Origin of the sequence: Vibrio antiquarius, from assembly GCF_000024825.1 — a bacterium.
Taxonomy (GTDB): Bacteria; Pseudomonadota; Gammaproteobacteria; order Enterobacterales; family Vibrionaceae; genus Vibrio; species Vibrio diabolicus.
In genome coordinates, this window is record NC_013456.1 from 944,577 (window position 1) to 969,580 (window position 25,004).

Sequence of the window (25,004 nt, forward strand, 5' to 3'; positions counted from 1 at the left end):
TTACGGAGTGTGTTTTTTCTTGATGGTGGCATGGTAAGCGTGCCATGTACCGTAGCCTAGAATTGGCATGGTAAACAACATTCCGATCCCGTACGTTGCAAAGCCGATAAGAATACCGCCGCAGATGATCGCCGCCCAAACAATCATCGCTGGAATGTTGGATTTCACCGCATTAAAGCTAGTAAATACAGCGGTCATCATGTCTACGCGACGCTCCATCATGAGCGGAATAGAAAAGGCTGAAATGCTAAACACCACACAAGCCAAAACAAAGCCAACTAGAGAGCCGATGACAAGGAAGGGGAGGAACTCACTTAAAGATGCCCCTTGAACAGAAGGGTAAAGCGCATGAAGTAGAGCGGCAATACGCATCCAAAATATCATACACACTGCGAGTAACACGGCGAATGCCCATTGAGATGTTGAATTACGACCGATCGCTTTCATTGAATGGAACAAGCTTGCTTTGTGTCCGCGCTCTCTCTCCCAACTGGCATCATACAAGCCGAGCGCGAGAAACGGACCGATTAACATGTAAACAATCAAACTGGGCATGACGACCAAGTGTGTGCCTTGCCACTGAACGAGCAAAACAATGCCTATGGCAGCCGCCATAAAACAGATGCCATAGAAAGCACTGATGAGGGGCATTCGCACGAAATCATGCAGACCTAATGCGAGCCAATGAAAAGGTGCAGAAAGATTGACCGTATTGCACGGTATGGTTCTGGCGTATTCGTTATCTGGCACTTCCTTTCTCTTGTTGTGGAAGTCCGATGGATTAACAGTTCGAGGCATAACTCCTCCTTGATTTATTCCCACATTATCCGCTTATACCAACTGACAGCGGTTTTTGTTCAGTCAAACTTGAAGCGACTTTTTCAAGTTTACATCTGAGCATTGGCTTAGTTTGGTATCGGCCATAAAGATGCCTGACTCGTGTCTTTATTAAGTGTTGCTGCCACATCGCCAGCATCCGACGTCTCTATTTAAATTGGAATTAACAATATTTTAACTATTGGCGGAGATGGGATAATTTACAAATAATTGCTGAAAATTTATTCGGTATAAAAGTGAGGGAAAAACACGACTACTTCGTGAGGCGGGGCGGTATTAGTCGAAATGGCTGGATAAAAGTTGCTGAAAATAAAAAGCCCCCGCCAGAGGCGAGGGCTTGATTAATTCTTGCTTGGCTTGATTATTTGATGCCAGCGAAATCACGTAGAAGTGCAGCTTTGTCTGTCGCTTCCCACGGGAATTCTTCACGACCGAAGTGACCGTAAGCCGCTGTCTTCTTGTAGATAGGTTGAAGAAGGTTAAGCATTTCTTGTAGACCGTATGGACGTAGGTCGAAGAATTGACGAACCGCTTCAATGATGATGTCGTGAGATACTTTCTCAGTACCGAACGTTTCCACCATGATAGACGTTGGATCAGCAACACCGATTGCGTAAGAAAGTTGGATCTCACAACGGTCAGCCATGCCAGCCGCTACGATGTTTTTCGCTACGTAACGTGCTGCGTATGCTGCACTACGGTCAACTTTTGATGGATCTTTACCAGAGAACGCACCGCCACCGTGACGAGCTGCGCCGCCGTAAGTATCTACGATGATCTTACGGCCTGTTAGACCACAGTCACCCATAGGACCACCGATTACGAAGCGACCAGTTGGGTTGATGAAGAAGTTTGTTTCTTTGTTGATCCACTCAGAAGGTAGCACTGGTTTAATGATCTCTTCCATTACCGCTTCACGCAGGTCTGAAGTTGAGATTGAATCACAGTGTTGAGTTGAAAGAACAACCGCGTCGATACCAACGATGTTACCTTGATCGTATTGGAACGTTACCTGAGATTTTGCATCAGGACGCAACCAAGGTAGTGTGCCGTTTTTACGAACTTCTGCTTGCTTTTGAACAAGACGGTGAGAGTAAGTAATTGGCGCTGGCATTAGTACTTCAGTTTCGTTACAAGCGTAACCAAACATAATGCCTTGGTCGCCTGCACCTTGTTCTTTAGGGTCAGCTTTATCAACACCTTGGTTGATATCTGGCGACTGTTTACCGATTGTGTTTAGTACCGCACAAGAATCTGCGTCAAAGCCCATATCTGAATGTACGTAGCCGATTTCACGAACGGTTTCACGAGTTAACTCTTCGATGTCTACCCATGCTGAAGTCGTGATTTCACCACCCACCATTACCATACCGGTTTTAACGTAAGTCTCACATGCAACACGAGCCTTTGGATCTTGCTCTAGAATCGCGTCAAGAACCGCATCAGAAATCTGGTCTGCAATTTTATCTGGATGACCTTCTGATACTGACTCAGAAGTAAACAGGTGCTTAGCCATGTTAGCTCCACTATATCTGGTTTAAAACTGGGGAATGATAAACTCTCCAGCGCAAATTAATACTAATTTTTGTAGGTGTATCTACATCTAGACGTCTATTCTAAATTTGATTGCTCGAATTACAAGCTCTTTTTTGGTTTTTGTTATAACCAAACGTTTGCCTGATTTATTGACAATTTTAAGAACTTCGAACGATTTGGCGCGAAAGGTGCAATATTTGTGAGGTTTTGGACTGGAAAACGTTTGCACACCCAACAGGGCTTTGAGAGAATTATGACCTACTTTTCGTTTCGCTTAATGTACTCAGGAGCAGACATGTCGTCTCGTAAACATCTTGCCAATGCAATTCGTGCTCTAAGCATGGATGGTGTTCAACAAGCTAACTCAGGCCACCCAGGCGCACCAATGGGTATGGCTGATATCGCTGAAGTTCTTTGGCGCTCTCACCTAAACCACAACCCATCAAACCCAGAGTGGGCCGACCGCGACCGCTTCGTGCTATCAAACGGTCACGGCTCAATGCTTATTTACTCTCTACTGCACTTAAGCGGTTATGAGCTATCTATTGACGATCTGAAAAACTTCCGTCAATTGCACTCAAAAACCCCAGGTCACCCAGAGTACGGTTACGCGCCTGGTATCGAGACAACAACGGGTCCTCTTGGCCAAGGCATCACTAATGCTGTTGGTATGGCTATCGCAGAGAAAGCACTAGCGGCACAGTTCAACAAAGAAGGCCACGACATCGTTGACCACTTTACGTATGTGTTCATGGGTGACGGCTGTCTAATGGAAGGCATCTCGCACGAAGCATGCTCTCTAGCAGGTACGCTAGGTCTAGGCAAACTGATCGCGTTTTGGGATGACAACGGTATCTCTATCGACGGTCACGTTGAAGGTTGGTTCTCTGACGATACACCTAAGCGTTTCGAAGCTTACGGCTGGCACGTAATCCCAGCGGTAGACGGTCACGATCCTGAAGCAATCAACGCAGCGATTGAAGCGGCTAAAGCGGATCCTCGCCCGACTCTAATCTGTACTAAAACAATTATCGGTTTCGGTTCTCCTAACAAGTCTGGCTCGCACGACTGTCACGGTGCGCCATTAGGTCACGATGAGATTCAAGCGGCTCGCGAATACCTAGGTTGGGAGTACGGTCCATTTGAAATCCCTGCAGATGTTTACGCTGAGTGGGACGCAAAAGAAGCAGGTGCAGCGAAAGAAGCGGCTTGGAATGAAAAGTTCGAAGCATACGCAGCAGCTTACCCTGCAGAAGCAGCAGAGCTTAAACGTCGTCTAAACGGCGAACTTCCAGCGGAATGGGAAGAAAAAGCGAACCAAATCATTGCTGATCTTCAAGCAAACCCAGCGAACATTGCATCACGTAAAGCATCGCAAAATGCACTAGAAGCGTTTGGTCAAATGCTTCCTGAGTTTATGGGTGGTTCTGCTGACCTAGCGCCTTCTAACCTGACCATGTGGTCTGGTTCTAAGTCTCTAGAAACGGATGACTTCTCTGGCAACTACATCCACTACGGTGTACGTGAATTCGGTATGACCGCTATCATCAACGGTATCGCATTGCACGGTGGTTTCGTTCCCTACGGTGCGACATTCCTAATGTTCATGGAATACGCTCGTAACGCAATGCGTATGGCTGCGCTGATGAAAATTCAGAATATCCAAGTGTACACGCACGATTCGATCGGTCTTGGCGAAGATGGCCCAACTCACCAACCTGTTGAGCAAATGGCATCTCTACGCGTAACGCCAAACATGAGCACATGGCGTCCATGTGACCAGGTTGAGTCTGCCGTAGCATGGAAACTAGCGATTGAACGTAAAGATGCACCAACAGCACTTATCTTCTCTCGTCAAAACTTAGCGCAACAAGATCGTACAGCTGAGCAAGTAGCGAACATCGCGAAAGGTGCTTACATCCTGAAAGATTGTGAAGGCAAGCCAGAGCTTATCCTTATCGCAACAGGCTCTGAAGTTGAGCTAGCAGTAGAAGCTGCGACTCAACTAACAGCAGAAGGTAAGAAAGTGCGCGTGGTTTCAATGCCATCAACAGATGCATTCGACAAACAAGACGCCGCTTACCGTGAAGCAGTATTGCCATCAGACGTAACGGCACGCATCGCTATCGAAGCGGGCATCGCAGACTTCTGGTACAAGTACGTTGGTTTCGACGGTCGCATCATCGGCATGACGACATTTGGTGAATCTGCACCTGCTGGTCAACTATTCGAGATGTTTGGCTTCACGACTGAAAACGTAGTGAACACAGCAAAAGAATTGCTAGCGTAACTGCTAGATTGTCTCAATAGTCCGAACGTAAAGGACGACTGTTAGATACTAAAGTTGAAAAGGCCATCATTGCGATGGCCTTTTTTGTTTTTTGTCAGGTTTTCCAACCTTGTGGAATGCTTTGGTGAATACAGTCTAAAAGTACGGATAAGCGCAGTGGTGGTCTTCCTGCAGGCGTATAGCAGTTAATGGAGATGGGCTCTGAAAGCCAACCTTCTAAGCAAGGTGTGATTCGACCCGGATGATGTTTCTCGTAGCCGCTTGCTGTCCAAGTTGGCAACAGTCCAATACCATGACCATTCGCGATGCTGTCGATCTGCATTGCGATGTTGTCGCTGTATAAGCGACTCACAAATGGCTCTAAAAAGAACTCACCGTGTTGAGGGTGTGTGAGCATCAATCCATTTTCTTGTACCGAGCCAAAATCGATCCACGGATGCGCTTCAAGCTCTTTGGGGTGCAGGATCGAACCGTGTTGTTCAAGATAAGCTGGAGAGGCAAAGGGCGTGTAACGAAATGAGCCTAATACCTCTTTGCGCCAATCGAGATCTTTACGCTCACCGAGCCAGATGAACAAATCTGGGTCATGGTGCGCTTCAGAAAAGTCACTGGTAAGTTGAACCCTAACGTCAGGATTATCGGCAAGAAAGCCGTTGAGCACACCTCCTAGCCAACTTCTAACTAATGCTGTGTGACAAACAATATGCAGCGGCCCTGAAACTTGGTTTGTTAAACCTTGAAGTGCGTCATAACTCTCTTCACTTAGCTCAAGAATCTGGCGACTGTAGTGGGCAAAAATTTCTCCCGCCCTTGTCAGAACTAATCGGTTACCTTGTCTTGCGGTGAGAGCCTGACCGAAATCTTCTTCTAATTGTGCTAAGCGACGACTCAGCGTTGATTTAGGCTGGTTAAGGGCCTTGGCAGCGGCGGTCAAACTCTTATGCTGATTGAGCGCATCAAAGGCTCGAATTGATGCTAAGTCGTGCATATTTCATTAACTCCTTACTGCGTTATGCACGGGTTCCATAAATGGGAAGAACCGTTCCATAACTCTCACTATGCATCTCATTCTATTTGTGAATAATTCACTTTCGAAAATAATAATCATTATCAATTATGGAGATGTAGATGTCTACTCTTAGACTGCCAGTTATTACTGCAACTGGTATTTTAGCCTTCGTCAGTGTCCCTCATGTGTTTGCCAATGATGCGGTTTCTAAAATGGAAACAGTGGTTGTAACTGCATCAAGTTATGAGCAATCTCAAGCGGACGCGCCTGCAAGTATTAGTGTGATTTCGCGTGAGGAGTTGGACTCTCGTTATTACCGCGATGTGACTGATGCACTAAAAAGTGTGCCTGGTGTCGTCGTAACAGGTGGTGGTGACACTACCGATATCAGTATCCGTGGTATGGGTTCTAAATACACTTTGATACTGGTCGATGGTAAACGTCAAAGCACACGTGAAACTCGCCCAAATAGTGACGGCCCTGGTATCGAACAAGGCTGGTTACCCCCTCTTCAAGCGATTGAGCGAATTGAAGTTATCCGTGGTCCAATGTCGACGCTTTATGGCTCTGATGCGATTGGTGGTGTAATTAACGTGATCACGCGAAAAGACGCGATGGAGTGGACAGGTAATGTTCAGTTAGGCACGGTTCTGCAAGAAAACAGTCGCTCGGGCGGAGAGCAGAGCGCGAATTTCTTCGTCAATGGGCCGCTAGCCGAAAATCTATCTCTCCAAGTATACGGTCAGTATACCGCAAGAGAAGAAGACGATATTGAGTACGGTTATGAAGATAAAGATATGCAAAGTATCTCTTCAAAACTGACCTACCAGATTAGTGACCGCCATTCTGTGCAACTAGAGGGTGGCACATCGGCACAAAGTCGTCGCGGTAACGTTGGCCTTTCCGTACCAACGACGGGTTGCCGAAGAGGTTGTGAGGATTCACTCAACGAATATCGTCGTAATTATGTAACGCTAAGTCACAATGGCGACTGGGACTCGGTTGGCATCTCAGATACTTACTTACAACGTGAAGAGAGCGAGAACAAATCTCGCGAGATGACGATCACCAACACCACGTTCAAATCGAGCTTGGTGACTGGTATTGGAAACCATACGTTGACGACTGGTGTGGACGCCACTCATGCAGAGCTTGAGGATTTCACCTCCAACAAAGCGTCATCGAAGAGCGAAACATCGAATACGCAGTGGGCTGTTTTCATTGAAGATGAATGGAGAATCGCCGATCCGTTTAGCGTTACGCTTGGTGGTCGTCTAGATCATGACGAAAACTATGGCGCGCACTTTAGTCCGCGTGTCTATGGTGTATGGCGAGTTGACCCGTCTTGGACTGTGAAAGGTGGCGTGGCAACAGGTTTCCGTTCTCCGCAATTACGTGAAATTACTCCTGGTTGGGCGCAAGTCAGTGGCGGCGGTAATATCTACGGTAACCCAGACCTTGACCCTGAAACGTCGCTAAACAAAGAAATCAGTGTCTTGTATCAAGGTGACTCTGGTTTAGATGTCTCTTTGACTGCGTTCCATAATGAGTTCAAAGACAAGATCACACGTGTTGTTTGTCCAGATACCATCTGTACAGATGGACCAAACCAATGGGGGGCAGATCCAACGTACCGCATTAACGTGGACGAAGCGGTTACACAAGGTATTGAAGCGACCTTAGCATCGCCATTAACGGAAACCATTTACCTCAGCTCTAGCTACACATTTACCGACTCAGAGCAAAAAACAGGTGAATACAAAGGCATGCCGCTGCAGCAGTTACCAAAGCATTTGTTTAATGTGGATGTAACTTGGCAAACAACAACAGATCTAGAAAGCTGGGCTAAAGTCACTTACCGAGGTAAAGAAATGGATCCGGTTACTGGCCCATCAAGAAACAGTATTGTAGAGCCTGCTTATACCTTTGTGGACGCTGGTGTGACATACCAGTTAACCGACAATACTCGTATTAAAGGCGCGATCTATAACTTGCTGGATGAGGAAATCAGTTACGAAGAATACGGATATGTCGAAGATGGTCGTCGCTACTGGTTAGGTTTAGACGTCGCATTTTAATTATTGTTGTAATAAGGCCGAGCATTGTCTCGGCCTTTTTTAATCCTGCTTTACTATGATTCAACAGGTGCGTTTTTCAGCCTGATCAGGTAGTATCTGTGACACGAAATTTTTGGTAGGGCGAAGGATAAATGCTAAAGGTTGCGATCAATGGATTTGGACGTATAGGTCGTAATGTTCTGCGAGCCGTATATGAAAGCGGAAAACATCAGCAGATCAAGGTTGTGGCGGTTAACGAATTAGCGCAGCCAGAAGCGATGGCGCACCTACTGCAATATGACACTAGTCATGGTCGCTTCGGTAAAAAAATCTCCCACGACCAAGAACACTTGCATGTTCATCATGACAGCGGCGAATATGACTCTATTCGCATTCTTCACCTCTCTGAACTCGAACTACTTCCTTGGCGCGATTTAGAAGTCGATATTGTCTTGGATTGCACTGGCGTGTTTGGTTCGCAAGCCGATGGGCAAGCGCATATAGAAGCTGGCGCGAAGAAAGTGCTGTTTTCACACCCGGGCGCAAACGACATAGATAATACGATTATCTATGGTGTGAACCACGAAACTCTGAAAGACGAGCACCGTGTTGTCTCCAATGGCTCTTGTACTACCAACTGTATCGTTCCCATCATTAAAGTGTTAGACGAAGCCTTCGGTATTGAGTCCGGTACCATTACCACGATTCACTCTTCCATGAACGATCAGCAAGTAATCGATGCGTACCATAACGATCTACGCCGTACCCGCGCTGCTAGCCAATCTATTATTCCGGTTGACACCAAGTTGCATAAGGGGATTGAAAGAATCTTCCCGAAATTTTCCAACAAATTCGAAGCAATTTCTGTTCGTGTCCCAACCGTTAACGTCACCGCAATGGATTTAAGTGTCACAATTAATACAAATGTGAAAGTTAATGACGTAAATCAAACCATTGTTAACGCATCTCAGTGTACATTACGTAACATTGTTGACTATACTGAATCGCCACTCGTTTCCATCGACTTTAACCACGACCCCCATAGTGCGATTGTAGATGGAAGCCAGACTAGAGTGAGTAACGGGCAACTCGTAAAAATGCTCGTTTGGTGCGACAACGAATGGGGCTTTGCTAACCGGATGCTGGATACTGCCTTAGCAATGCAAGCTTCTTCTCAAGTGGAGCAGTAATGACGAAGAAGTGATGGAGAATTTTTATTTCAAGCCTTGAAATAAATCCATGATATCTCCATATCATCTATAACCAGTTTGAAGAATTAACAGGCTTGGCAGGGTTGCCGAGTTTTCAAAAACTTTAATTATCAATATTTGAGAGGACACATCATGTCTGTAATCAAGATGACTGACCTGGATCTTGCAGGTAAACGTGTATTTATCCGTGCTGACCTAAACGTGCCAGTAAAAGACGGTAAAGTAACTTCAGATGCACGTATCATCGCATCTCTTCCAACTATTAAGCACTGCCTAGAAGCAGGCGCTAAAGTAATGGTTACGTCTCACCTAGGTCGCCCAACTGAAGGTGAATACGCTGAAGAGTTCTCTCTACAACCAGTTGTTAACTACCTAAACGACGCACTAGATTGTGAAGTTAAGCTAGCAAAAGACTACCTAGATGGCCTAGAGCTAAACGCTGGTGAACTTGTTGTTCTAGAAAACGTTCGCTTTAACAAAGGCGAAAAGAAAAACGACGAAGAGCTATCTAAGAAATACGCAGCACTATGTGACGTATTCGTAATGGATGCATTCGGTACGGCTCACCGCGCTCAAGCGTCAACTCATGGTGTTGGTATGCACGCACCTATCGCTTGTGCTGGCCCTCTTCTAGCAAACGAGCTTGAAGCGCTAGGTAAAGCAATGGACAACCCAGCTCGCCCAATGGTTGCTATCGTAGGTGGTTCAAAAGTTTCTACTAAGCTAACTGTACTTGAGTCTCTATCTAAAATCGCTGACCAACTAGTTGTTGGTGGTGGTATTGCTAACACATTCATCGCAGCTGCTGGCCACAACGTTGGTAAGTCTCTATACGAAGCGGATCTAGTAGACACTGCTAAGAAGCTAATGGATGAGTGTGCAATTCCAGTAGCAACTGACGTTGCATGTGCGAAAGCATTCGACGAAAACGCAGAAGCAGAAATTAAGCACGTTTCTGAAGTACAAGACGACGACATGATCTTCGACCTTGGCCCAGATTCAACAGCTGAACTAGCAGAAATCCTTAAGAACGCGAAGACTATCCTATGGAACGGTCCAGTAGGCGTATTCGAATTCAAGAACTTCGAAGCAGGTACTAAAGGTATCTCAGAAGCTATCGCAGCATCTGAAGGCTTCTCTGTTGCAGGTGGTGGTGACACGCTAGCAGCTATCGACAAGTTCGGTATCAAAGCTGACGTTTCTTACATCTCTACAGGTGGTGGCGCTTTCCTTGAGTTCGTAGAAGGTAAAGTTCTTCCAGCAGTAGAAATGCTAGAAGCACGCGCTAAGTAATTAAAGCAAAGCGGGGGAGTGATTCTCCCGCTTTCTTGTTTGCTGCAACGTGTGAGGAACTCTGCTAGAATAGCCTCAGTTGTGAGCAAACGTTTGCAAGATTTTCAACTTAACAAGTTTTGTTTAAAAACGACAGATAAATAGGATTACATCCATGTCTAAGATCTTCGACTTCGTAAAACCAGGTGTTATCTCTGGCGATGACGTTCAGAAAGTATTTGAAGTTGCAAAAGAAAACAGCTTTGCACTTCCAGCAGTAAACTGTGTGGGTACTGACTCTGTAAACGCAGTACTTGAAGCAGCTGCAAAAGTTAAAGCTCCAGTTATCGTTCAATTCTCTAACGGTGGCGCTGCTTTCTTTGCTGGTAAAGGTCTAAAACTTGAAGGTCAAGAAGCTCAAATCCTAGGTGCTGTTGCTGGTGCGAAATACGTTCACGCTGTCGCTGAAGCTTACGGTGTACCAGTAATCCTACACACTGACCACGCTGCTAAGAAACTACTTCCTTGGATCGACGGTCTACTAGACGCTGGTGAAGAGTACTTCGCGCAAACTGGTAAGCCACTATTCTCTTCTCACATGATCGACCTTTCTGAAGAGTCTCTAGAAGAGAACATCGAGATTTCTGCTAAGTACCTAGAGCGCATGGCTAAAATGAACATGACTCTAGAAATCGAACTAGGTTGTACTGGTGGTGAAGAAGACGGCGTAGACAACTCTGATATGGATGCGTCTGAGCTATACACTTCTCCAGAAGACGTTGCATACGCATACGAGAAACTAAGCGCAATCAGCCACCGTTTCACTATCGCAGCATCTTTCGGTAACGTACACGGCGTGTACAAGCCAGGTAACGTTGTTCTAACTCCAACTATCCTACGTGATTCTCAAGCGCACGTTTCTGAGAAATTCGGTCTTCCAGCGAACTCTCTAAACTTCGTATTCCACGGTGGTTCAGGTTCTTCTCTAGAAGAAATCCGTGAGTCTATCGGTTACGGTGTTATCAAAATGAACATCGATACTGATACACAGTGGGCAACTTGGGATGGTATCCGTAAGTTCGAAGCTGAAAACCACGATTACCTACAAGGTCAAATCGGTAACCCAACTGGTGAAGATGCACCAAACAAGAAGTACTACGATCCACGCGTATGGCTACGTGCTGGTCAAGCTTCAATGGTAGCTCGTCTAGAGCAAGCATTTGCTGACCTAAACGCAGTTGACGTACTATAATCGTTACTGATTAAGTTACTTAAAAACCCGCTTTTTGAGCGGGTTTTTTTATGTCTATCATTTTGCCCCTATGTTTCTTTCCCTGTTTTCCTATTGATATCTTTATGCGTCAGGTTGTATTTTCTGGTGGGATGTTCCCCCTTTAACGTTTTTAAATAAAAACATAGGAATATCAGTCATAGGAGTGGCGAAATAAGAGTGCATTGCGTAACCTGTAACAAGCCAATATCAGAAAACTCTGATAAAGTCTTGTTTTGCATATCTTTGCGAAACTCTGACTTTGAAAAAAGTCAAAGTTGGGATATTGTGCCAAAAATCTGACACTGTTCAGTGGGGCAATAGGGATGTTGTTTTAGAAAAGAGCCTTTAAAAAACAAGGTTCATAAATTAACGGCAATTGGATTTATATATCTTTATTTTTGAGGATAAGAATTATGGCAGGTGAATCGGTGGGTATCGATACCACTTTAACGGATGGTCTAACTCAGGCTGAAACTTGGCTGACAAACAACTCAGATCTACTGGTTCAGTACGGTGTGAACATTATCTCTGCGCTGCTTATTCTGTTTATCGGTAATATTATCGTTAAAGCAGTCGCTGGTAGTGTTTCTAAAGTACTAGAAAAGAAAAACATGGATAAGGCTGTCGTTGAATTTATTCACGGTCTTGTTCGTTACTTGCTATTTGTAATCGTACTTATCGCAGCTCTTGGTCGATTAGGCGTTCAAACCGCTTCAGTCGTGGCTGTAATCGGTGCGGCAGGTCTTGCTGTTGGTCTTGCGCTACAAGGTTCACTATCAAACTTTGCAGCTGGTGTACTCATTGTTGCGTTCCGTCCATTCAAATCTGGCGACTACGTAGAAATTGGCGGTGTAGCGGGTAGTGTTGAAGCAATTCAAATCTTCCAAACTGTTCTAAAAACACCAGACAACAAGATGGTTGTTGTGCCTAACTCGTCAGTAATCGGTGGTGCAATTACTAACTACTCTCGTCATGCAACGCGACGTGTCGACTTAGTGATTGGTGTGTCATACAAAGCGGATCTTAAACTAACGAAGAAAGTAATTCGCGAGACGCTAGAAAAAGATCCGCGTATCTTGAAAGATCCTGATATCACAATCGGCGTACTTACGCTGGCAGACTCTTCAGTAAACTTTGTGGTTCGCCCATGGGTGAAAACTGCAGATTACTGGGGCGTATACTTTGATGCAATGCAAGGTATTAAAGAAGCATTGGATGAAAATGGTATCGAAATTCCATTCCCACAAATGGATGTTCATCTGAACAAAATCGACGCTTAATACAAGCGGTAGATATTCGAAAGCGAGGCCAATTGGCCTCGCTTTTTTATATCTCATAAAGAATGTGATTACCGGCAAGCAATAGACGTTTTAGATGTTTACCGGCAAAGCCAAAGGTGAATTCAGGCAACCCTGGCGTATAGAGCAACTCTTCGTGTTGATACAGGGCTGTATCAACAATGAGCGTGACATATTCAGGTAAGCCAATCGGACATACCGCTCCAGGCAAACAACCTAACACTTCGACCATTTCATCGTCGTCACAAATTGAGGGGCGTTTGCCTGTGACGGCTTTTATTTGTTTGGCATCGAGGCGAGAGTCTTTTTCTGTTAGATAAATTGCGTAGCCTTGTCCTTTGAGTTTTAAGAAGAGGCTTTTGGTGTGCGTGCCTGTCCATCCAAGCTCGGACGCAACTCTTATATCCGTGTCAAAGTCTAAGATGGCTTCATGCTGCCATTCCCGAAAAGGAATAGAGAGCGCGTTGAGTCGCTCTCTATTGATATCATAGATACGCTTTAGTGACTCCATGTCTATGTTGTCCTGTTGATTACCAGTACTTTTCAATAAGTTCGCTAGCTAAAATATACGCTATCGTGAACATCATTACTGCGACCGCGATGTCGATGCCTTTTTTCACTCTTGGCTTTGATAGGGTAGGGCCTAGTTTTGCGGCTCCTATCGACAAGGTATAGAACCAAACAAAGGAAGCCATCATCGTACCTAGTGCAAAAGCAATTCGGTCATGGCCTTCAAACTGCCCACCAATAGAGCCCAGAATGACGACTGTATCTAAGTACAAGTGTGGGTTAAGTACTGTGACGGCTAACGCACCTAATATGACCGTTCGACGACCACGAGCGACGACTTCACCTTTTGATTCTGACTCACTGTCTGACTTAAACGCACTCTTAAGTGACAGTAATCCATAAAAGCTCAGGAAGGCAATACCACCAAGCGTCACCGATGTTAGTAAGATTTCATTTTGAGACAAAATCGCACCACCACCAAAGATACCTAGAGAAATGAAGATCATATCTAGGATGCTACAAATAGTGGCAGTCGTCAGGTGATGATTGCGCTTTATGCCTTGATTTAAGACATACGCATTTTGTGCGCCGATCGGAATGATCATTGATGCCCCTAAACCAAACCCTTGCAATAGAACCCACAAGCTCACACTTCACCTCACTTCAAGATAACCAATAAATGCTCAGAAGGGTGAAAGATAAAGAGTTTATCTAAATAAGTATAATTAATGATTTTAATATTATATTAGCTAAGCTAATTTAAGGGTTGATGTTTTATCAGGAGAGGAAGAGCAGGATGAGAGGGTTGGACTATAAATGGATTGAGGCATTAGATGCAGTGGTTTATCAGGGGAGCTTTGAGCGTGCAGCCGAACATTTATTTGTCTCGCAATCAGCGATTTCTCAACGTATTAAACAATTAGAGAAGTTTCTCGCACAACCCGTTTTGGTTCGTAGTCAACCACCCAAGCCAACGCCGATTGGTAAAAAGTTATTAGGCCTTTATCGTCGAGTGCGCTTACTCGAGCATGAAATTCTGCCCGAAATCAAGAATGATACCAGTACTCGACATGTACAACTCTCTTTGGCGACCAATGCTGATAGCCTTGCTACTTGGCTACTGCCTGCACTGCAAGATGTCATGAAGCAGCGTCAGGTTGAACTCAAACTCACTATCTATGGTGAATCTCGTTCCATCGAAAAGCTAAAAAGTGGCGAAGTGACGGGGGCGATCAGCTTAGAATCCCAGCCGATACCTGGCTGTAGAGCGGATTACTTGGGACGTGTTGATTACGTTTGTGTCGCGAGTCCGGAGTTTTATCAGCGTTACTTTGCTCAAGGCGTCAATAACCAGACTTTGGCCAAGGCGCCGGCCGTTTCGTATGATCAATATGATGACCTACATAAAACCTTTCTTACCGAGCATTTCAATGTCAGCCCTGATAGCGTCATTCACCATAACATCAGCAGCTCTGAAGCGTTTCTAAAAGTGGCGTTAGCTGGTGTAGCCTATTGCTTAATCCCTCGTTTGCAAATTACCGACGAGCTAGAGCGTGGCGCGTTGGTTGATGTTACTCCCGGTTTTTTAATGTCCCATCGGATTTATTGGCATCATTGGCAACTGGAAACGGGGGTTCTACAAGAAATCTCACACGCGATAGTCGGGTATGCTCAGCGACACTTACCTCAATAAGTTCATTGTCGCAGCGATGGGTTCATTGCCGATAGAGTGTTTCGTTGAAAAATTACGCCAATGTTACATAGTCAAAGTTGTGTTAGAAGTCATTCTGAGTGCTTGGATAATCGACAGAAGTTTCTATTATGAAACCATACACTTTCTCAGTAGTGATAGTTTTGTCTGAATCTTGAGCCTTTCTGCTGAGAGTAAGTACTTTATTTTTGTATGGATGGATTTATTGAATGAGACTGTATTCATTTTTGCTGGCTTCTGCACTCAGCCTTACTAGTGCTTCAGTGTTGGCGAACTCGCCTGAATTTGCTCACGTAACGACGACAGGTTATGGTGAAGTTATTGCTACACCAGATATGGCGACGTTTTCTGTGAAAGTGGTAGACACGACAATGACTGCTGAACAGGCCAAGCAGTCAGTTGACAAAACCGTTGAGCAATTTCTGAAAAATCTGTCCGATGCTGGCTTATCAAAAGACAATGTTACCAGCTCGAATTTATACCTTGCGCCTCAATACCACTACCCTAAATCTGGTAAAGCAGAGCTCGTTGGTTATCGCGCTTCTCGTAGCATTGATGTGACGGTTACGGATCTAAAAAACCTAAACCAGTACCTAGATATGGCGTTAGAAGCAGGGATTAATCAGGTTGATAATATTCAACTTAAGGTAAGCAACCAGGCTGAGTATCAGCAAAAGGCACGCATGGTGGCTATCCAAGATGCGCGAGAAAAAGCAGCGTCACTGGCTACTGGCTTTGAGAAAAAATTGGGTGATGTCTGGCAGATCAATTACAGACAGATGCACGTTCAGCCTGTTCTAATGCGCTCGATGGCGATGGACAGTAAAGAAGGGGCAAACAGCTACCAGGATTCTACCATGATTATTCGCGATCAAGTTGACGTGATTTACAAGCTGAAGTAATACTGGGTGCAAAAAGAAAAGGCAGGGTATTCCCTGCCTTTGTTATTTCTGCTTCACAAATTAGTGATTAGTGATTAGTGATTAGTGAAGGATACGAGCACGGATAGTGCCTTCAATACTTTTCAGTTTCGCTAGTGCTTCTTCTGAGCGCTCGGTTTCAACATCGATCACTACGTAGCCGATTTCAGCGGCTGTTTGTAGGTACTGTGCGGCAATGTTAATGCCGTCTTCCGCGAAGATGGTGTTGATCTGAGTAAGAATACCAGGACGGTTTTTATGGATGTGAAGCAAGCGAGAGCATTCACCACCGTGCTCTGGCAGTGACACCTCTGGGAAGTTTACGCTTGAAAGCGTAGAGCCGTTGTCAGAGTACTTCGCCAGTTTTCCTGCGACCTCAACACCGATGTTCTCTTGTGCTTCTTGCGTTGAACCACCAACGTGTGGAGTGAGGATGACATTATCGAACTTCTGCAAAGGAGATTCGAACGGGTCGGCATTCGTTTTTGGTTCTGTTGGGAATACATCAATCGCAGCGCCCGCAATGTGACCCGCTTCTAAACTATGGCAAAGTGCTGGAATATGCACGACAGTGCCGCGTGCTGCATTAATAAAGATTGAGCCTGGCTTCATGCGAGCAAACTCAGCTTCACCCATCATATTTTTTGTTTCTGGCGTTTCAGGAACGTGCAGAGAAATTACGTCACACTTGTTTAGTAGTTCACTCATGGTATGTACTTGCGTCGCATTACCAAGGGACAATTTGTTCTCGATGTCGTAGTAGTAAACGCGCATACCTAAGTTTTCGGCAATAATACCTAGCTGCGTACCAATGTGGCCGTATCCGATAATGCCAAGACGTTTGCCACGTGCTTCGTAAGAGTTGTCAGCACTTTTCTTCCAAATACCGCGATGTGCAAGCGCATTCTTTTCAGGAATGCCACGCAGAAGTAGTAGGATTTGACCAAGCACTAGCTCAGCCACACTGCGTGTGTTAGAGAACGGTGCATTAAACACAGGAATGCCGCGTTTTGCTGCTGCGTCTAGGTTTACTTGGTTAGTACCGATACAAAAACAGCCAATTGCAACCAGTTTATTCGCCGCATTGATTACCTCTTCGGATAGGTTCGTACGGGAGCGAATACCGATGAAGTGCACGTCTTTAACCGCTTCAATCAATTCTTCTTCCGGAAGGGAACCTTTATGGTACTCAATGTTGGTATAACCAGCTGCTTGAAGAACTTCAACTGAAGAAGGGTGGAGTCCCTCTAACAAGAGGATCTTAATCTTTTCTTTTTCCAGTGAAACTTTGGCCATTTTTCTCGTCCTTAAAATGGAAAGGTGGGCTAATGTGGCGCACATTGGGCAAAACTATTAAAAAGGGGATAATTGATAGTTTTGTAGGAGGACAAACGTTTCCTTGTGCGTCTTCTGTTCAATAAAGTAACAAAAAAAAATTGCTTTGGGTAAGAAAATTACGGAATAAGAGATAATTTTCTTAGAGAAAGGAATAAAAAACGGTGCCTTGCAGCACCGTATGTAATGAAATAACAGAAAAGTGAACCAGATAGGTCGATTTGAGCTGTTATTTATTCTTCAATTTTTGCGCCTTCTGGTGTACCTGTGATTACGACGTCAGCACCACGGTGAGCAAAAAGACCCACAGTCACCACACCCGCGATACCGTTGATCTTGTCTTCCATTTCTTTCGGGTTAGTAATCTGCATGTTGTGTACATCCAAAATTACGTTGCCGTTGTCAGTCACAACGCCTTCACGGTAAGCCGGGTCACCGCCCAGTTTTACTAATTCGCGCGCAACGTAAGAGCGTGCCATTGGGATCACTTCTACAGGTAGTGGGAACTGACCTAGTACGTCAACTGCTTTGGTGCCGTCAACAATACATACAAACTTATCAGAGATTGCTGCGACAATTTTCTCACGAGTCAGAGCCGCGCCGCCGCCTTTGATCATTTCACGTGCTGGGTTAATTTCGTCTGCGCCATCAACATACACATCCAGCTTCATTACGTCGTTACACTCGTATACTTCAATACCAAGCTCTTTAAGGCGCTCAGTTGAAGCGACAGAGCTAGACACTGCACCTTTAATATCGTCTTTGATAGTGCCTAGTGCATCGATGAAGTGATTCACGGTAGAGCCAGTACCAACACCGACAATGCTGCCTTTCTCAACATATTTTAGTGCTGCCCAACCAGCCGCTTTTTTCATTTCATCTTGAGTCATGCCAATCTCCTGAATAGATGTTCGTTAACGTTTGCGGGCGTGATTATAGCGGCTTACTTGCCACTTTCCCATTGCCATATTCGGCTTGGGGTCACGATCTTAGGTAATGGAATGTCCCAGCTTTCAATTGGTAAGCGTTCTACATGTTGGCAGTCGTGAGCGATACCAACAGGCTTGGCACCTTCTCCGGTTATAAACCAATGAGACAGGGTACGGTCATAATACCCTCCGCCCATGCCTAAGCGGTGGCCGATGCTGTCGAATCCAACCAAAGGTGTACAAATGATATCAATTTGACGAACGGGCTTGAGATGGCGGATGTCCAGTTTGGGCTCTAAGATGCCGTATTTGTTGTAGACCAATTGATCATCACTTACGTACAGAAGAAACAGTAACTGACCTTTGGAAAACGGATGGATGACAGGTAGATAAACCGATTTTCCCTGTTGCCACAACCATTCAATGAGCGGCTTGGTATCAAGTTCACCGTCAGCAGAAAGATAAATAGCAATATGCTGCGCTTGCTGGATTTCAGGAAGTTGAGAGAACTGAGTGACAAGGTCGATCCCCGCTTGGAATTGCGTATCGCTACACAATGCGTTGCGCTTTTCACGAATCAGTTTGCGGAAGTCTTGTCGAGAGAGGTCTGACATAGAGAGAATACCCCAGGGTGCCGTTGAGGATTGTGGCCCTTGAACCAGCTGGTTCAAGGCGGATCAGCAATGACAACCGTAGGCTTCTCGGTACATGCCGAGCTTGCTCAATAGTTACCAAATACTAACCCTTAGGTATTGCTTATCGGCTCAGGGACTTAAATCCTGCTGACGCACACCCCAGGGTAAATTTTGTATTTACTGCTGTCCTTGCGTAACTTTACTTAGTGCGTTCTCAAGAGACGCAGTGAGCTTTTCCATTCGCTCAGTAATTTCTTGCTGTTGACCGTTTGATTCGTATGACTTGGTGTGCAACTCATAACAAATATTCAATGCAGCGAAGGTCAGCAGTTGGATTTCATTGGTTACCTTAGTACGTTCGCTCATTTCTTTCAATCGGCGATCCAGATCTTTTGCCGCTGCAACAAGAGACTCTTCTTGTCCTGTCGGACAATTCACTCGTGTAACTTTGCCTAATATTTCAACGTCGATCGCTTGATTGCTCATGATGAATAAACTCTATATTCGCGCTATCTAAGGTGTTGCTTCATACAACTACCGAGGAGCAAACTATAGGAAAACCGCTATTAAGATTCAAGCATTTCCCATCACAGAAAGAGAAATGATGACGAGATCACACAGGAATTGGGCAAATTGAGCAAATGCTGTTCAAAATTGAATTTGATAGCCGTTTCAGACCACTAACCTTGATGGTAGGATATACCAATACATTATTATGCAAGAATGAGCCAAGTTATGAGTGAAATCACCCTTCCTGAATACCAATCTATTGCTGCTGAACTGCAATCTGCAAGCCTAGCAGTAACACCTGCGGAATTACATGGCTTATTTGTCGGCATGTTAAGTGGTGGATTGGCGATTAATGATCAAACTTGGCAGCCTATTCTGTTTGACTACACCAATGATGGTATGGGTTGGCCTTCTACCGCGCTAGCTTTTGCTCAAAGCGTATTCACCGTTACTGTCAATGAACTCACGGGCACGTCGATGGAGCTGTCTTTATTATTGCCAGATGAGCCGGGAGAAGAAGGCTTATTCGCGTTGGCTGACAGCGTGTCCGATTTCGTAAACCACTTTATTTCTGGGTTAGGTCTAGCAGGTATTGCGCTAAATAAAGCGTCAGATGACGCTAAAGAAGCATTGGCTGACCTAGAAGAGATTGCCAAATTAGGCATTGATGAAGATGACGACCTCGGTGAACAAGCGCAATTGCTAGAACAAGTGATTGAACACATCAAAGCTTGCGTACTAACGATTCATGCTGAGTTTGGTGTTCGCCCTGAAAGTAGCGATAAAAAGCCTACTATTCATTAATCGTAGATGGTCCAGAGGTTAGCATGAAGCAATATGATGTAGTCATTGCTGGTGGTGCCATGGCTGGTGCAACGTTGGCATTAGCGATTGACCATTTGTCCCAGGGAAAGCTCCGCATTGCCGTCGTTGAGCCTTTTAAAGCTCAGTCAGATATGCACCCTGGTTTTGACTCTCGCTCAATCGCATTGTCTTACGGTACTGTCAATCTGTTGCGTCAACTACAGCTCTGGACTTCAGTAGAACCGTTTGTCACACCCATTGAACATATTCACGTTTCTGATCGCTCTCATGTTGGGATGACGGAAATTACCAAGCAAGAGATTGGCGTTGAAGCACTAGGGTATGTTGTCGAATTAGCCGATGTTGGTCGCGTATATCAAGAATTATTAGATAGCAGCGCATCTATTACGCTGTTTTGCCCTGACTCTGTTACCGATATCGAGCGCGAGCAAGACTGTACCCATATTACGTTGAAAAGCGGTGGGAAGCTTGAAGCAAAACTGCTGGTGGCAGCCGATGGTGCTGTTTCGACTTGTTGTCAGAAAATTGGTTTAGAGCTTTCTGAGCAAGATTTTGAACAAGTGGCTGTCATTGCCAATATTGTTACTCAAGAACCTCATCAAGGTAGAGCCTTTGAACGTTTTACTGAAAATGGCCCTGTTGCTTTATTGCCAATGAGTGACAATAGAATGTCTTTAGTTTGGTGTCTGCACCCTGAGGAAGCCCAAGCAGTTCTTGAGTTATCTGACCAAGCATTTCTCCAACGTTTACAACAAGATTTTGGCTGGCGTTTGGGCGCGATGAAAAAAGTGGGACGACGTGCGAGTTACCCATTGCTTCTTCGCCATCGAAAGCAAAATATCTCTCATCGTTTTGCGATTGTTGGGAATGCGGCGCAAACGCTGCATCCGATAGCTGGACAAGGTTTTAATCTTGGTATTCGCGACGTTGTCTCGCTAGCAGAAGAAATCGTGCAGCAAAGCGATGATGTTGGTCTATATCAAGGCTTGATGCGCTTTAGTCAGCGTAGAGAGGCAGATCGAAGCGAAACGATCTGGCTAACCAGTGCCTTAGTGCATATTTTTTCAAATGATTTACCCGCGATGCGAATTGGGCGAAATACGGCCTTAGCAGCGATGGATAACCTTTCTATTTTTAAGCAGCCGCTACTGCGCCATACGCTTGGTTTGGTAAAACGATGAACGGCCGCACTGAATTAGGTAATAAAAAGCAATGATGCAAAGTGTAGATATCGCCATCATCGGCGGAGGGATGGTTGGGTTGGCACTTGCTGCCGCGTTCAAGGACAGCGATCTGCGTGTCGCCGTAATAGAAGGCAAGGTGCCAGATGAGTCGTTGAAAGAGTTACCTGATGTGCGTGTGTCTGCGTTGAGCCGTTCTAGTGAGACTATCTTGCGTAAGCTTGGCGCTTGGCAGGGGATAGAGCAACGCCGCGCTTCACCATACTACGGTATGGAAGTGTGGGAGCAAGATAGCTTCGCTAGTATTGAGTTCAATGCACAAAGCATGGCACAACCTGATTTAGGGCATATTGTTGAGAATCGAGTGATTCAACTCGCACTGCTCGAACAAGTCCAAAAGCTCGATAACGTCACTATGTTTATGCCTGCACGTTGCGCGACCTTAGCGGTGGGCGAACAAGAAAGTTGGTTGACGCTCGACAATGGTCAAGCCATGACGGCTAAGTTAGTGGTCGGAGCCGATGGGGCAAACTCGTGGCTTCGTCATCAAATGGATATTCCGTTAACGCATTGGGATTATGGACATCATGCTCTGGTCGCGAATGTTAAAACCGCTGCTCCGCACAATAGCATTGCACGACAGATTTTTACTCCTCAAGGGCCATTGGCGTTTTTGCCAATGTCCCAACCAGATATGTGCTCTATTGTTTGGTCCACTGAGCCAAATCGTGCAGAGCAGCTATTGGCAATGAGTGAGCATGATTTCAACAAAGCGTTGACGAGCGAATTTGATACACGACTTGGTCTATGTGAAGTCGTGGGAGAGCGTGCCGCGTTTCCTTTGAAAATGCGCTATGCGCGAGATTTTGTTGTGGAACGAGTCGCATTGGTTGGTGATGCGGCCCATACCATTCATCCTCTAGCGGGTCAGGGGGTAAATTTAGGTCTATTAGATGCAGCCAGCCTCGCTCAAGAGGTGTTAGCGCTATGGAAGCAAGGCCAAGATATTGGCAGCAAACGCAACCTAAGAGGTTATGAGCGTTGGCGCAAAGCGGAAGCAGCAAAGATGATCGCTGCAATGCAAGGGTTCCGAGACCTGTTCTCTGGAGAGAATCCTGCTAAGAAGCTGGTTCGTGGCATTGGTTTGAGTTTAGCGGGTCAATTGCCGGGAGCGAAAGATGAGATCATGAAGCGTGCGCTTGGTCTAAAAGGTCATCTGCCTGATCTGGCACGTCAGTAGGTGTAAAGCGAACTTCAAATACACAAAAGGCTGGTTAATCCAGCCTTTGTTTTATCAACGTTTTGCTAAGCATATGCGCATCGGAGTTTCATTATTTCTTGGTTGATCTCTTTGACCGCTCGGAAATGGCGTTGTTCTGCTTTCTCCGGCAGTATTAACTTGCCGTTATCAAACTCGAATCTACCGACCCCGTAAATATAAATTCTTCCTTTAAAAAGACGACTTATATGTTTAGCAATCATACTTGGTGTATAGCGCTTAAACAGTCTCATATTTACTTTCCTTTTATCTAACCTAGCCTAGGTATTCTACGTTTTGGACGCGAAAATTATTGTGACAGCCATAGTATTAAATACAGATGTAGGGTGTTACGTCAGAGATTTGTGTTGTCTTAGACAATTTGACAGTGTCATCTCTTAAATAGCGTGAGGATTACCCCAAAAAATCACCGTTCAAGGAACCCTTACGGACAATACACTCTTTTTACGTGACGCATTAAGCAATAGTTTTGTTACAGAATTAAGAATAGAACGAAAATGATTGTTTGCTAATTGTTTCTATTAAGGTGGTATCCAACAGAACAAACTTTACGTCCTAACGGTTAGAGAAAGAGGAAGAGAAAAAAGTTCCATACAAAAAAAAGCCCGCTTCAGCGGGCGAATAGTCACAGATGCATTACACAAAAGTGGACAGCTGACGGCATGAATACTGTCATTCAGTCAGCTGATTCACTTTATGCTGGTTAAGTGCTTGTTTGAAACTTAACCAACAAATTCAGCATATACGAGTTTTATCTTTGTGACTATTTATGTTTTATATGTGATTAAAAATTCTCTCGTCTATTTTTATAGATATGAGCGAGATCACGTGATGATAGAAACACTACGTGTTATTACATTATTTTTAGACGATTAACGACAGATCTCAGCTACGGTCGGCTGACACAATTGGATAAGATCTTGGATAGAAAGCGCCAGTCCAGCCATGCGATCGCCACTGCTGATCGTGACTTCCTGTTCTTCTAGTAAGCTAGGATCGAACACGATCGGAATGTGTCGTTTGAGTAATAGTGGAGTGACAGTACCAATTTTGTAACCCGTGATGGCCTCAACGTCGGCTTGATCAACGCAAGTCATCCGGCGGCATTGCAGTAATGAGCGCACTTTTTTGGGATCGACACTACGATCACCAGGCGCACAGGCGAGAGCATATTGATTACCCATGTCTCGTAGCAAGATTGCTTTCACCATTTGAGAAGGGCGAATGCCGCGTTGTTGAGCGGCATCCTCAATAGTGGTTGCTGGTCTTTGATGCGGTAACAGACGAAACGGAATGTGTTGGTCTGTGAGAAATTGCATCAAAGGAGTATTGATTGTATTACTCATCATCAAGACTGTAAGGCAGTGATTCGATTGTCCACTCACATTCTGGTTGAGCAACCAAACGAAGACGAGTGTCTTCATCGAGATTATTGGGCAGTACGATCAGGCCAATCGCTTGATTGTCGCTGAACTGGTAGTGGTTTAATAAAGCACCCACTGAACGCCAGTTTTCACCCACGCTGCGTTCGAGCTCAATTGGCTCGTCACTGAATGGAGCAGAAGTTGCCCCTTTTACGATGTACATCGCACGTTTATTTGTACCGCGATACTTAGCTCGTGCTACCGTTTCTTGTCCTGTGTAGCAGCCCTTTGTGAAGCTAATGCCTCCTAAAGCTTGCACGTTGAGTGCTTGTGGAATGTGAGCATTCTGCGCGGATGCAGAGACAAATGGTAAACCAGCTTCAATGTCGAAACGATTCCAAAGCTCATTTGTCGTAAGGGCAGCATCTGTATTTTCAATGAATTGTTGCGCAGCTGACGCACTTAATATCAGTAGCCAGCGGCTTTGTGAAACTTGTACCGCGGTGCCGCCTTCAACAGGGCGAACGCTGCCAGTCGTTTTGCTCATTGAAGAAATAAGCTCGTCGGCTTTGACGCCGGCAACACCTAAGATAACTTCATCAGAAGCTTCAATCGTTACTTTAGAGAAAATGGCGTATTTTTTTATTTCGCTAAGTTCTACGTCAATCGCCGATTTTGGTTGGACCATGCCGTAGCCATCGTGGTGATGGAAAAGGCGGAACACACTCCACACTTTACCTTTCGCATCACAATGTGCGCCTAACGTTGATTGGTCTTGTTCTAAAGAAACGACATCGCAGGTAACCTGACCTTGTAAGTATGATTTTTTATCGTCACCGACCATGGTGATCATGCCGAAATTGTCCAGCAGCGAGATAGATAACTCTGGAAGTGCGTCTTGAGTTGAGAGAGGTAGTGCTGAAAAACGAGTTTGCCATTCCATAATTACAATGCCTTTTGAAGATATTTTTCCGCTATGTTATACCCAAATAACCTTGAGATACTAGGGGAGCGATTTACGA

At 45.1% G+C, this 25,004-nt stretch carries 23 protein-coding genes and 1 other RNA gene; 11 read left to right on the plus strand and 13 right to left on the minus strand.

Annotated features, from left to right (window positions below; translation table 11 throughout):
- Complete coding sequence (locus VEA_RS04570; protein ID WP_005393959.1) at positions 1–798, minus strand: DUF2189 domain-containing protein; 798 nt, start codon at positions 796–798, stop codon at positions 1–3.
- 400 nt (positions 799–1,198) lie between these two features.
- Complete coding sequence (gene metK / locus VEA_RS04575) at positions 1,199–2,353, minus strand: methionine adenosyltransferase (RefSeq protein WP_005381027.1); 1,155 nt, start codon at positions 2,351–2,353, stop codon at positions 1,199–1,201.
- A gap of 315 nt (positions 2,354–2,668) precedes the next feature.
- Here metK and tkt point away from each other — a divergent pair, with 315 nt between their 5' ends.
- Positions 2,669–4,663, plus strand: a complete 1,995-nt coding sequence (gene tkt, locus VEA_RS04580) for a transketolase (RefSeq protein ID WP_005393956.1) — start codon at positions 2,669–2,671, stop codon at positions 4,661–4,663.
- Between the two features lie 94 nt (positions 4,664–4,757).
- Here tkt and VEA_RS04585 read toward each other — a convergent pair whose 3' ends face one another.
- A complete protein-coding gene (locus VEA_RS04585; protein WP_006743086.1) occupies positions 4,758–5,651 on the minus strand; it encodes a LysR family transcriptional regulator in 894 nt (297 codons plus the stop codon).
- A 140-nt stretch (positions 5,652–5,791) separates the two neighbouring features.
- Here VEA_RS04585 and VEA_RS04590 point away from each other — a divergent pair, with 140 nt between their 5' ends.
- From VEA_RS04590 to mscS, 5 genes are all read left to right on the plus strand, one after another.
- Positions 5,792–7,750, plus strand: a complete 1,959-nt coding sequence (locus VEA_RS04590) for a ligand-gated channel protein (RefSeq protein WP_006743085.1) — start codon at positions 5,792–5,794, stop codon at positions 7,748–7,750.
- 131 nt (positions 7,751–7,881) lie between these two features.
- Positions 7,882–8,919: an erythrose-4-phosphate dehydrogenase gene (gene epd, locus VEA_RS04595; RefSeq protein ID WP_006743084.1), complete on the plus strand. Its 1,038-nt coding sequence runs from the start codon at positions 7,882–7,884 to the stop codon at positions 8,917–8,919.
- A gap of 153 nt (positions 8,920–9,072) precedes the next feature.
- Positions 9,073–10,233, plus strand: coding sequence for a phosphoglycerate kinase (locus tag VEA_RS04600; RefSeq protein ID WP_005393948.1), 1,161 nt, complete (start codon positions 9,073–9,075; stop codon positions 10,231–10,233).
- Between the two features lie 154 nt (positions 10,234–10,387).
- On the plus strand, positions 10,388–11,464 hold the full coding sequence (gene fbaA / locus VEA_RS04605; RefSeq protein WP_005393947.1) for a class II fructose-bisphosphate aldolase: 1,077 nt from the start codon (positions 10,388–10,390) through the stop codon (positions 11,462–11,464).
- Between the two features lie 434 nt (positions 11,465–11,898).
- Complete coding sequence (mscS, locus tag VEA_RS04610; RefSeq protein ID WP_005393946.1) at positions 11,899–12,765, plus strand: small-conductance mechanosensitive channel MscS; 867 nt, start codon at positions 11,899–11,901, stop codon at positions 12,763–12,765.
- Between the two features lie 46 nt (positions 12,766–12,811).
- On the opposite strand, the gene VEA_RS04615 is transcribed toward mscS, so the two are convergent.
- Together VEA_RS04615 and VEA_RS04620 are read right to left on the minus strand one after the other, a co-directional pair.
- On the minus strand, positions 12,812–13,294 hold the full coding sequence (locus tag VEA_RS04615; protein ID WP_012841397.1) for a YbaK/EbsC family protein: 483 nt from the start codon (positions 13,292–13,294) through the stop codon (positions 12,812–12,814).
- Between the two features lie 19 nt (positions 13,295–13,313).
- Positions 13,314–13,943 carry a LysE/ArgO family amino acid transporter gene (locus VEA_RS04620; protein ID WP_012841398.1) on the minus strand — a complete coding sequence of 210 codons (630 nt, stop codon included), beginning with the start codon at positions 13,941–13,943 and terminating at the stop codon, positions 13,314–13,316.
- 146 nt (positions 13,944–14,089) lie between these two features.
- On the opposite strand from VEA_RS04620, the gene VEA_RS04625 reads away from it, so the two are divergent.
- Together VEA_RS04625 and VEA_RS04630 are read left to right on the plus strand one after the other, a co-directional pair.
- Entirely contained in the window at positions 14,090–14,986 is an 897-nt protein-coding gene (locus VEA_RS04625) for a LysR family transcriptional regulator ArgP (protein WP_012841399.1), read from the plus strand.
- Between the two features lie 227 nt (positions 14,987–15,213).
- Entirely contained in the window at positions 15,214–15,906 is a 693-nt protein-coding gene (locus VEA_RS04630; protein WP_012841400.1) for an oxidative stress defense protein, read from the plus strand.
- A gap of 81 nt (positions 15,907–15,987) precedes the next feature.
- Here VEA_RS04630 and serA read toward each other — a convergent pair whose 3' ends face one another.
- The 5 genes from serA to VEA_RS04650 form a co-directional block, all read right to left on the minus strand.
- Positions 15,988–17,220 (minus strand): phosphoglycerate dehydrogenase, encoded by a 1,233-nt coding sequence (serA, locus tag VEA_RS04635; RefSeq protein WP_012841401.1) that lies wholly within the window; start codon positions 17,218–17,220, stop codon positions 15,988–15,990.
- A 272-nt stretch (positions 17,221–17,492) separates the two neighbouring features.
- A complete protein-coding gene (gene rpiA / locus VEA_RS04640) occupies positions 17,493–18,149 on the minus strand; it encodes a ribose-5-phosphate isomerase RpiA (protein WP_005380982.1) in 657 nt (218 codons plus the stop codon).
- 53 nt (positions 18,150–18,202) lie between these two features.
- Positions 18,203–18,802, minus strand: coding sequence for a 5-formyltetrahydrofolate cyclo-ligase (locus VEA_RS04645; RefSeq protein ID WP_006743081.1), 600 nt, complete (start codon positions 18,800–18,802; stop codon positions 18,203–18,205).
- Positions 18,803–18,807: 5 nt separating this feature from the next.
- Positions 18,808–18,992: non-coding RNA, 6S RNA (ssrS, locus tag VEA_RS23120), on the minus strand.
- An 8-nt stretch (positions 18,993–19,000) separates the two neighbouring features.
- Positions 19,001–19,309 carry a cell division protein ZapA gene (locus tag VEA_RS04650; protein ID WP_005393932.1) on the minus strand — a complete coding sequence of 103 codons (309 nt, stop codon included), beginning with the start codon at positions 19,307–19,309 and terminating at the stop codon, positions 19,001–19,003.
- A 249-nt stretch (positions 19,310–19,558) separates the two neighbouring features.
- On the opposite strand from VEA_RS04650, the gene VEA_RS04655 reads away from it, so the two are divergent.
- Genes VEA_RS04655 through VEA_RS04665 form a run of 3 tightly spaced genes read left to right on the plus strand, consistent with a single transcriptional unit; the run spans position 19,559 to position 22,579 of the window.
- The gene (locus VEA_RS04655) at positions 19,559–20,137 is read left to right on the plus strand and encodes a YecA/YgfB family protein (protein WP_012841402.1); all 579 of its coding nucleotides are present in this window, start codon (positions 19,559–19,561) and stop codon (positions 20,135–20,137) included.
- Positions 20,138–20,160: 23 nt separating this feature from the next.
- Positions 20,161–21,339: a 2-octaprenyl-6-methoxyphenyl hydroxylase gene (gene ubiH, locus VEA_RS04660; RefSeq protein ID WP_012841403.1), complete on the plus strand. Its 1,179-nt coding sequence runs from the start codon at positions 20,161–20,163 to the stop codon at positions 21,337–21,339.
- Positions 21,340–21,370: 31 nt separating this feature from the next.
- Positions 21,371–22,579 (plus strand): FAD-dependent 2-octaprenylphenol hydroxylase, encoded by a 1,209-nt coding sequence (locus tag VEA_RS04665; RefSeq protein ID WP_005393929.1) that lies wholly within the window; start codon positions 21,371–21,373, stop codon positions 22,577–22,579.
- A gap of 65 nt (positions 22,580–22,644) precedes the next feature.
- On the opposite strand, the gene VEA_RS04670 is transcribed toward VEA_RS04665, so the two are convergent.
- The 3 genes from VEA_RS04670 to ygfZ all read right to left on the minus strand — a co-directional run bounded on the left by VEA_RS04670 (position 22,645) and on the right by ygfZ (position 24,925).
- Positions 22,645–22,851 carry a DUF1107 domain-containing protein gene (locus VEA_RS04670; protein WP_005380970.1) on the minus strand — a complete coding sequence of 69 codons (207 nt, stop codon included), beginning with the start codon at positions 22,849–22,851 and terminating at the stop codon, positions 22,645–22,647.
- 639 nt (positions 22,852–23,490) lie between these two features.
- Complete coding sequence (locus tag VEA_RS04675; RefSeq protein WP_041853017.1) at positions 23,491–23,964, minus strand: aminoacyl-tRNA deacylase; 474 nt, start codon at positions 23,962–23,964, stop codon at positions 23,491–23,493.
- The gene (gene ygfZ, locus VEA_RS04680) at positions 23,957–24,925 is read right to left on the minus strand and encodes a tRNA-modifying protein YgfZ (protein ID WP_006743336.1); all 969 of its coding nucleotides are present in this window, start codon (positions 24,923–24,925) and stop codon (positions 23,957–23,959) included. The genes VEA_RS04675 and ygfZ overlap by 8 nt, the downstream gene beginning before the upstream one ends.
- Between the last annotated feature and the right edge of the window lie 79 nt (positions 24,926–25,004).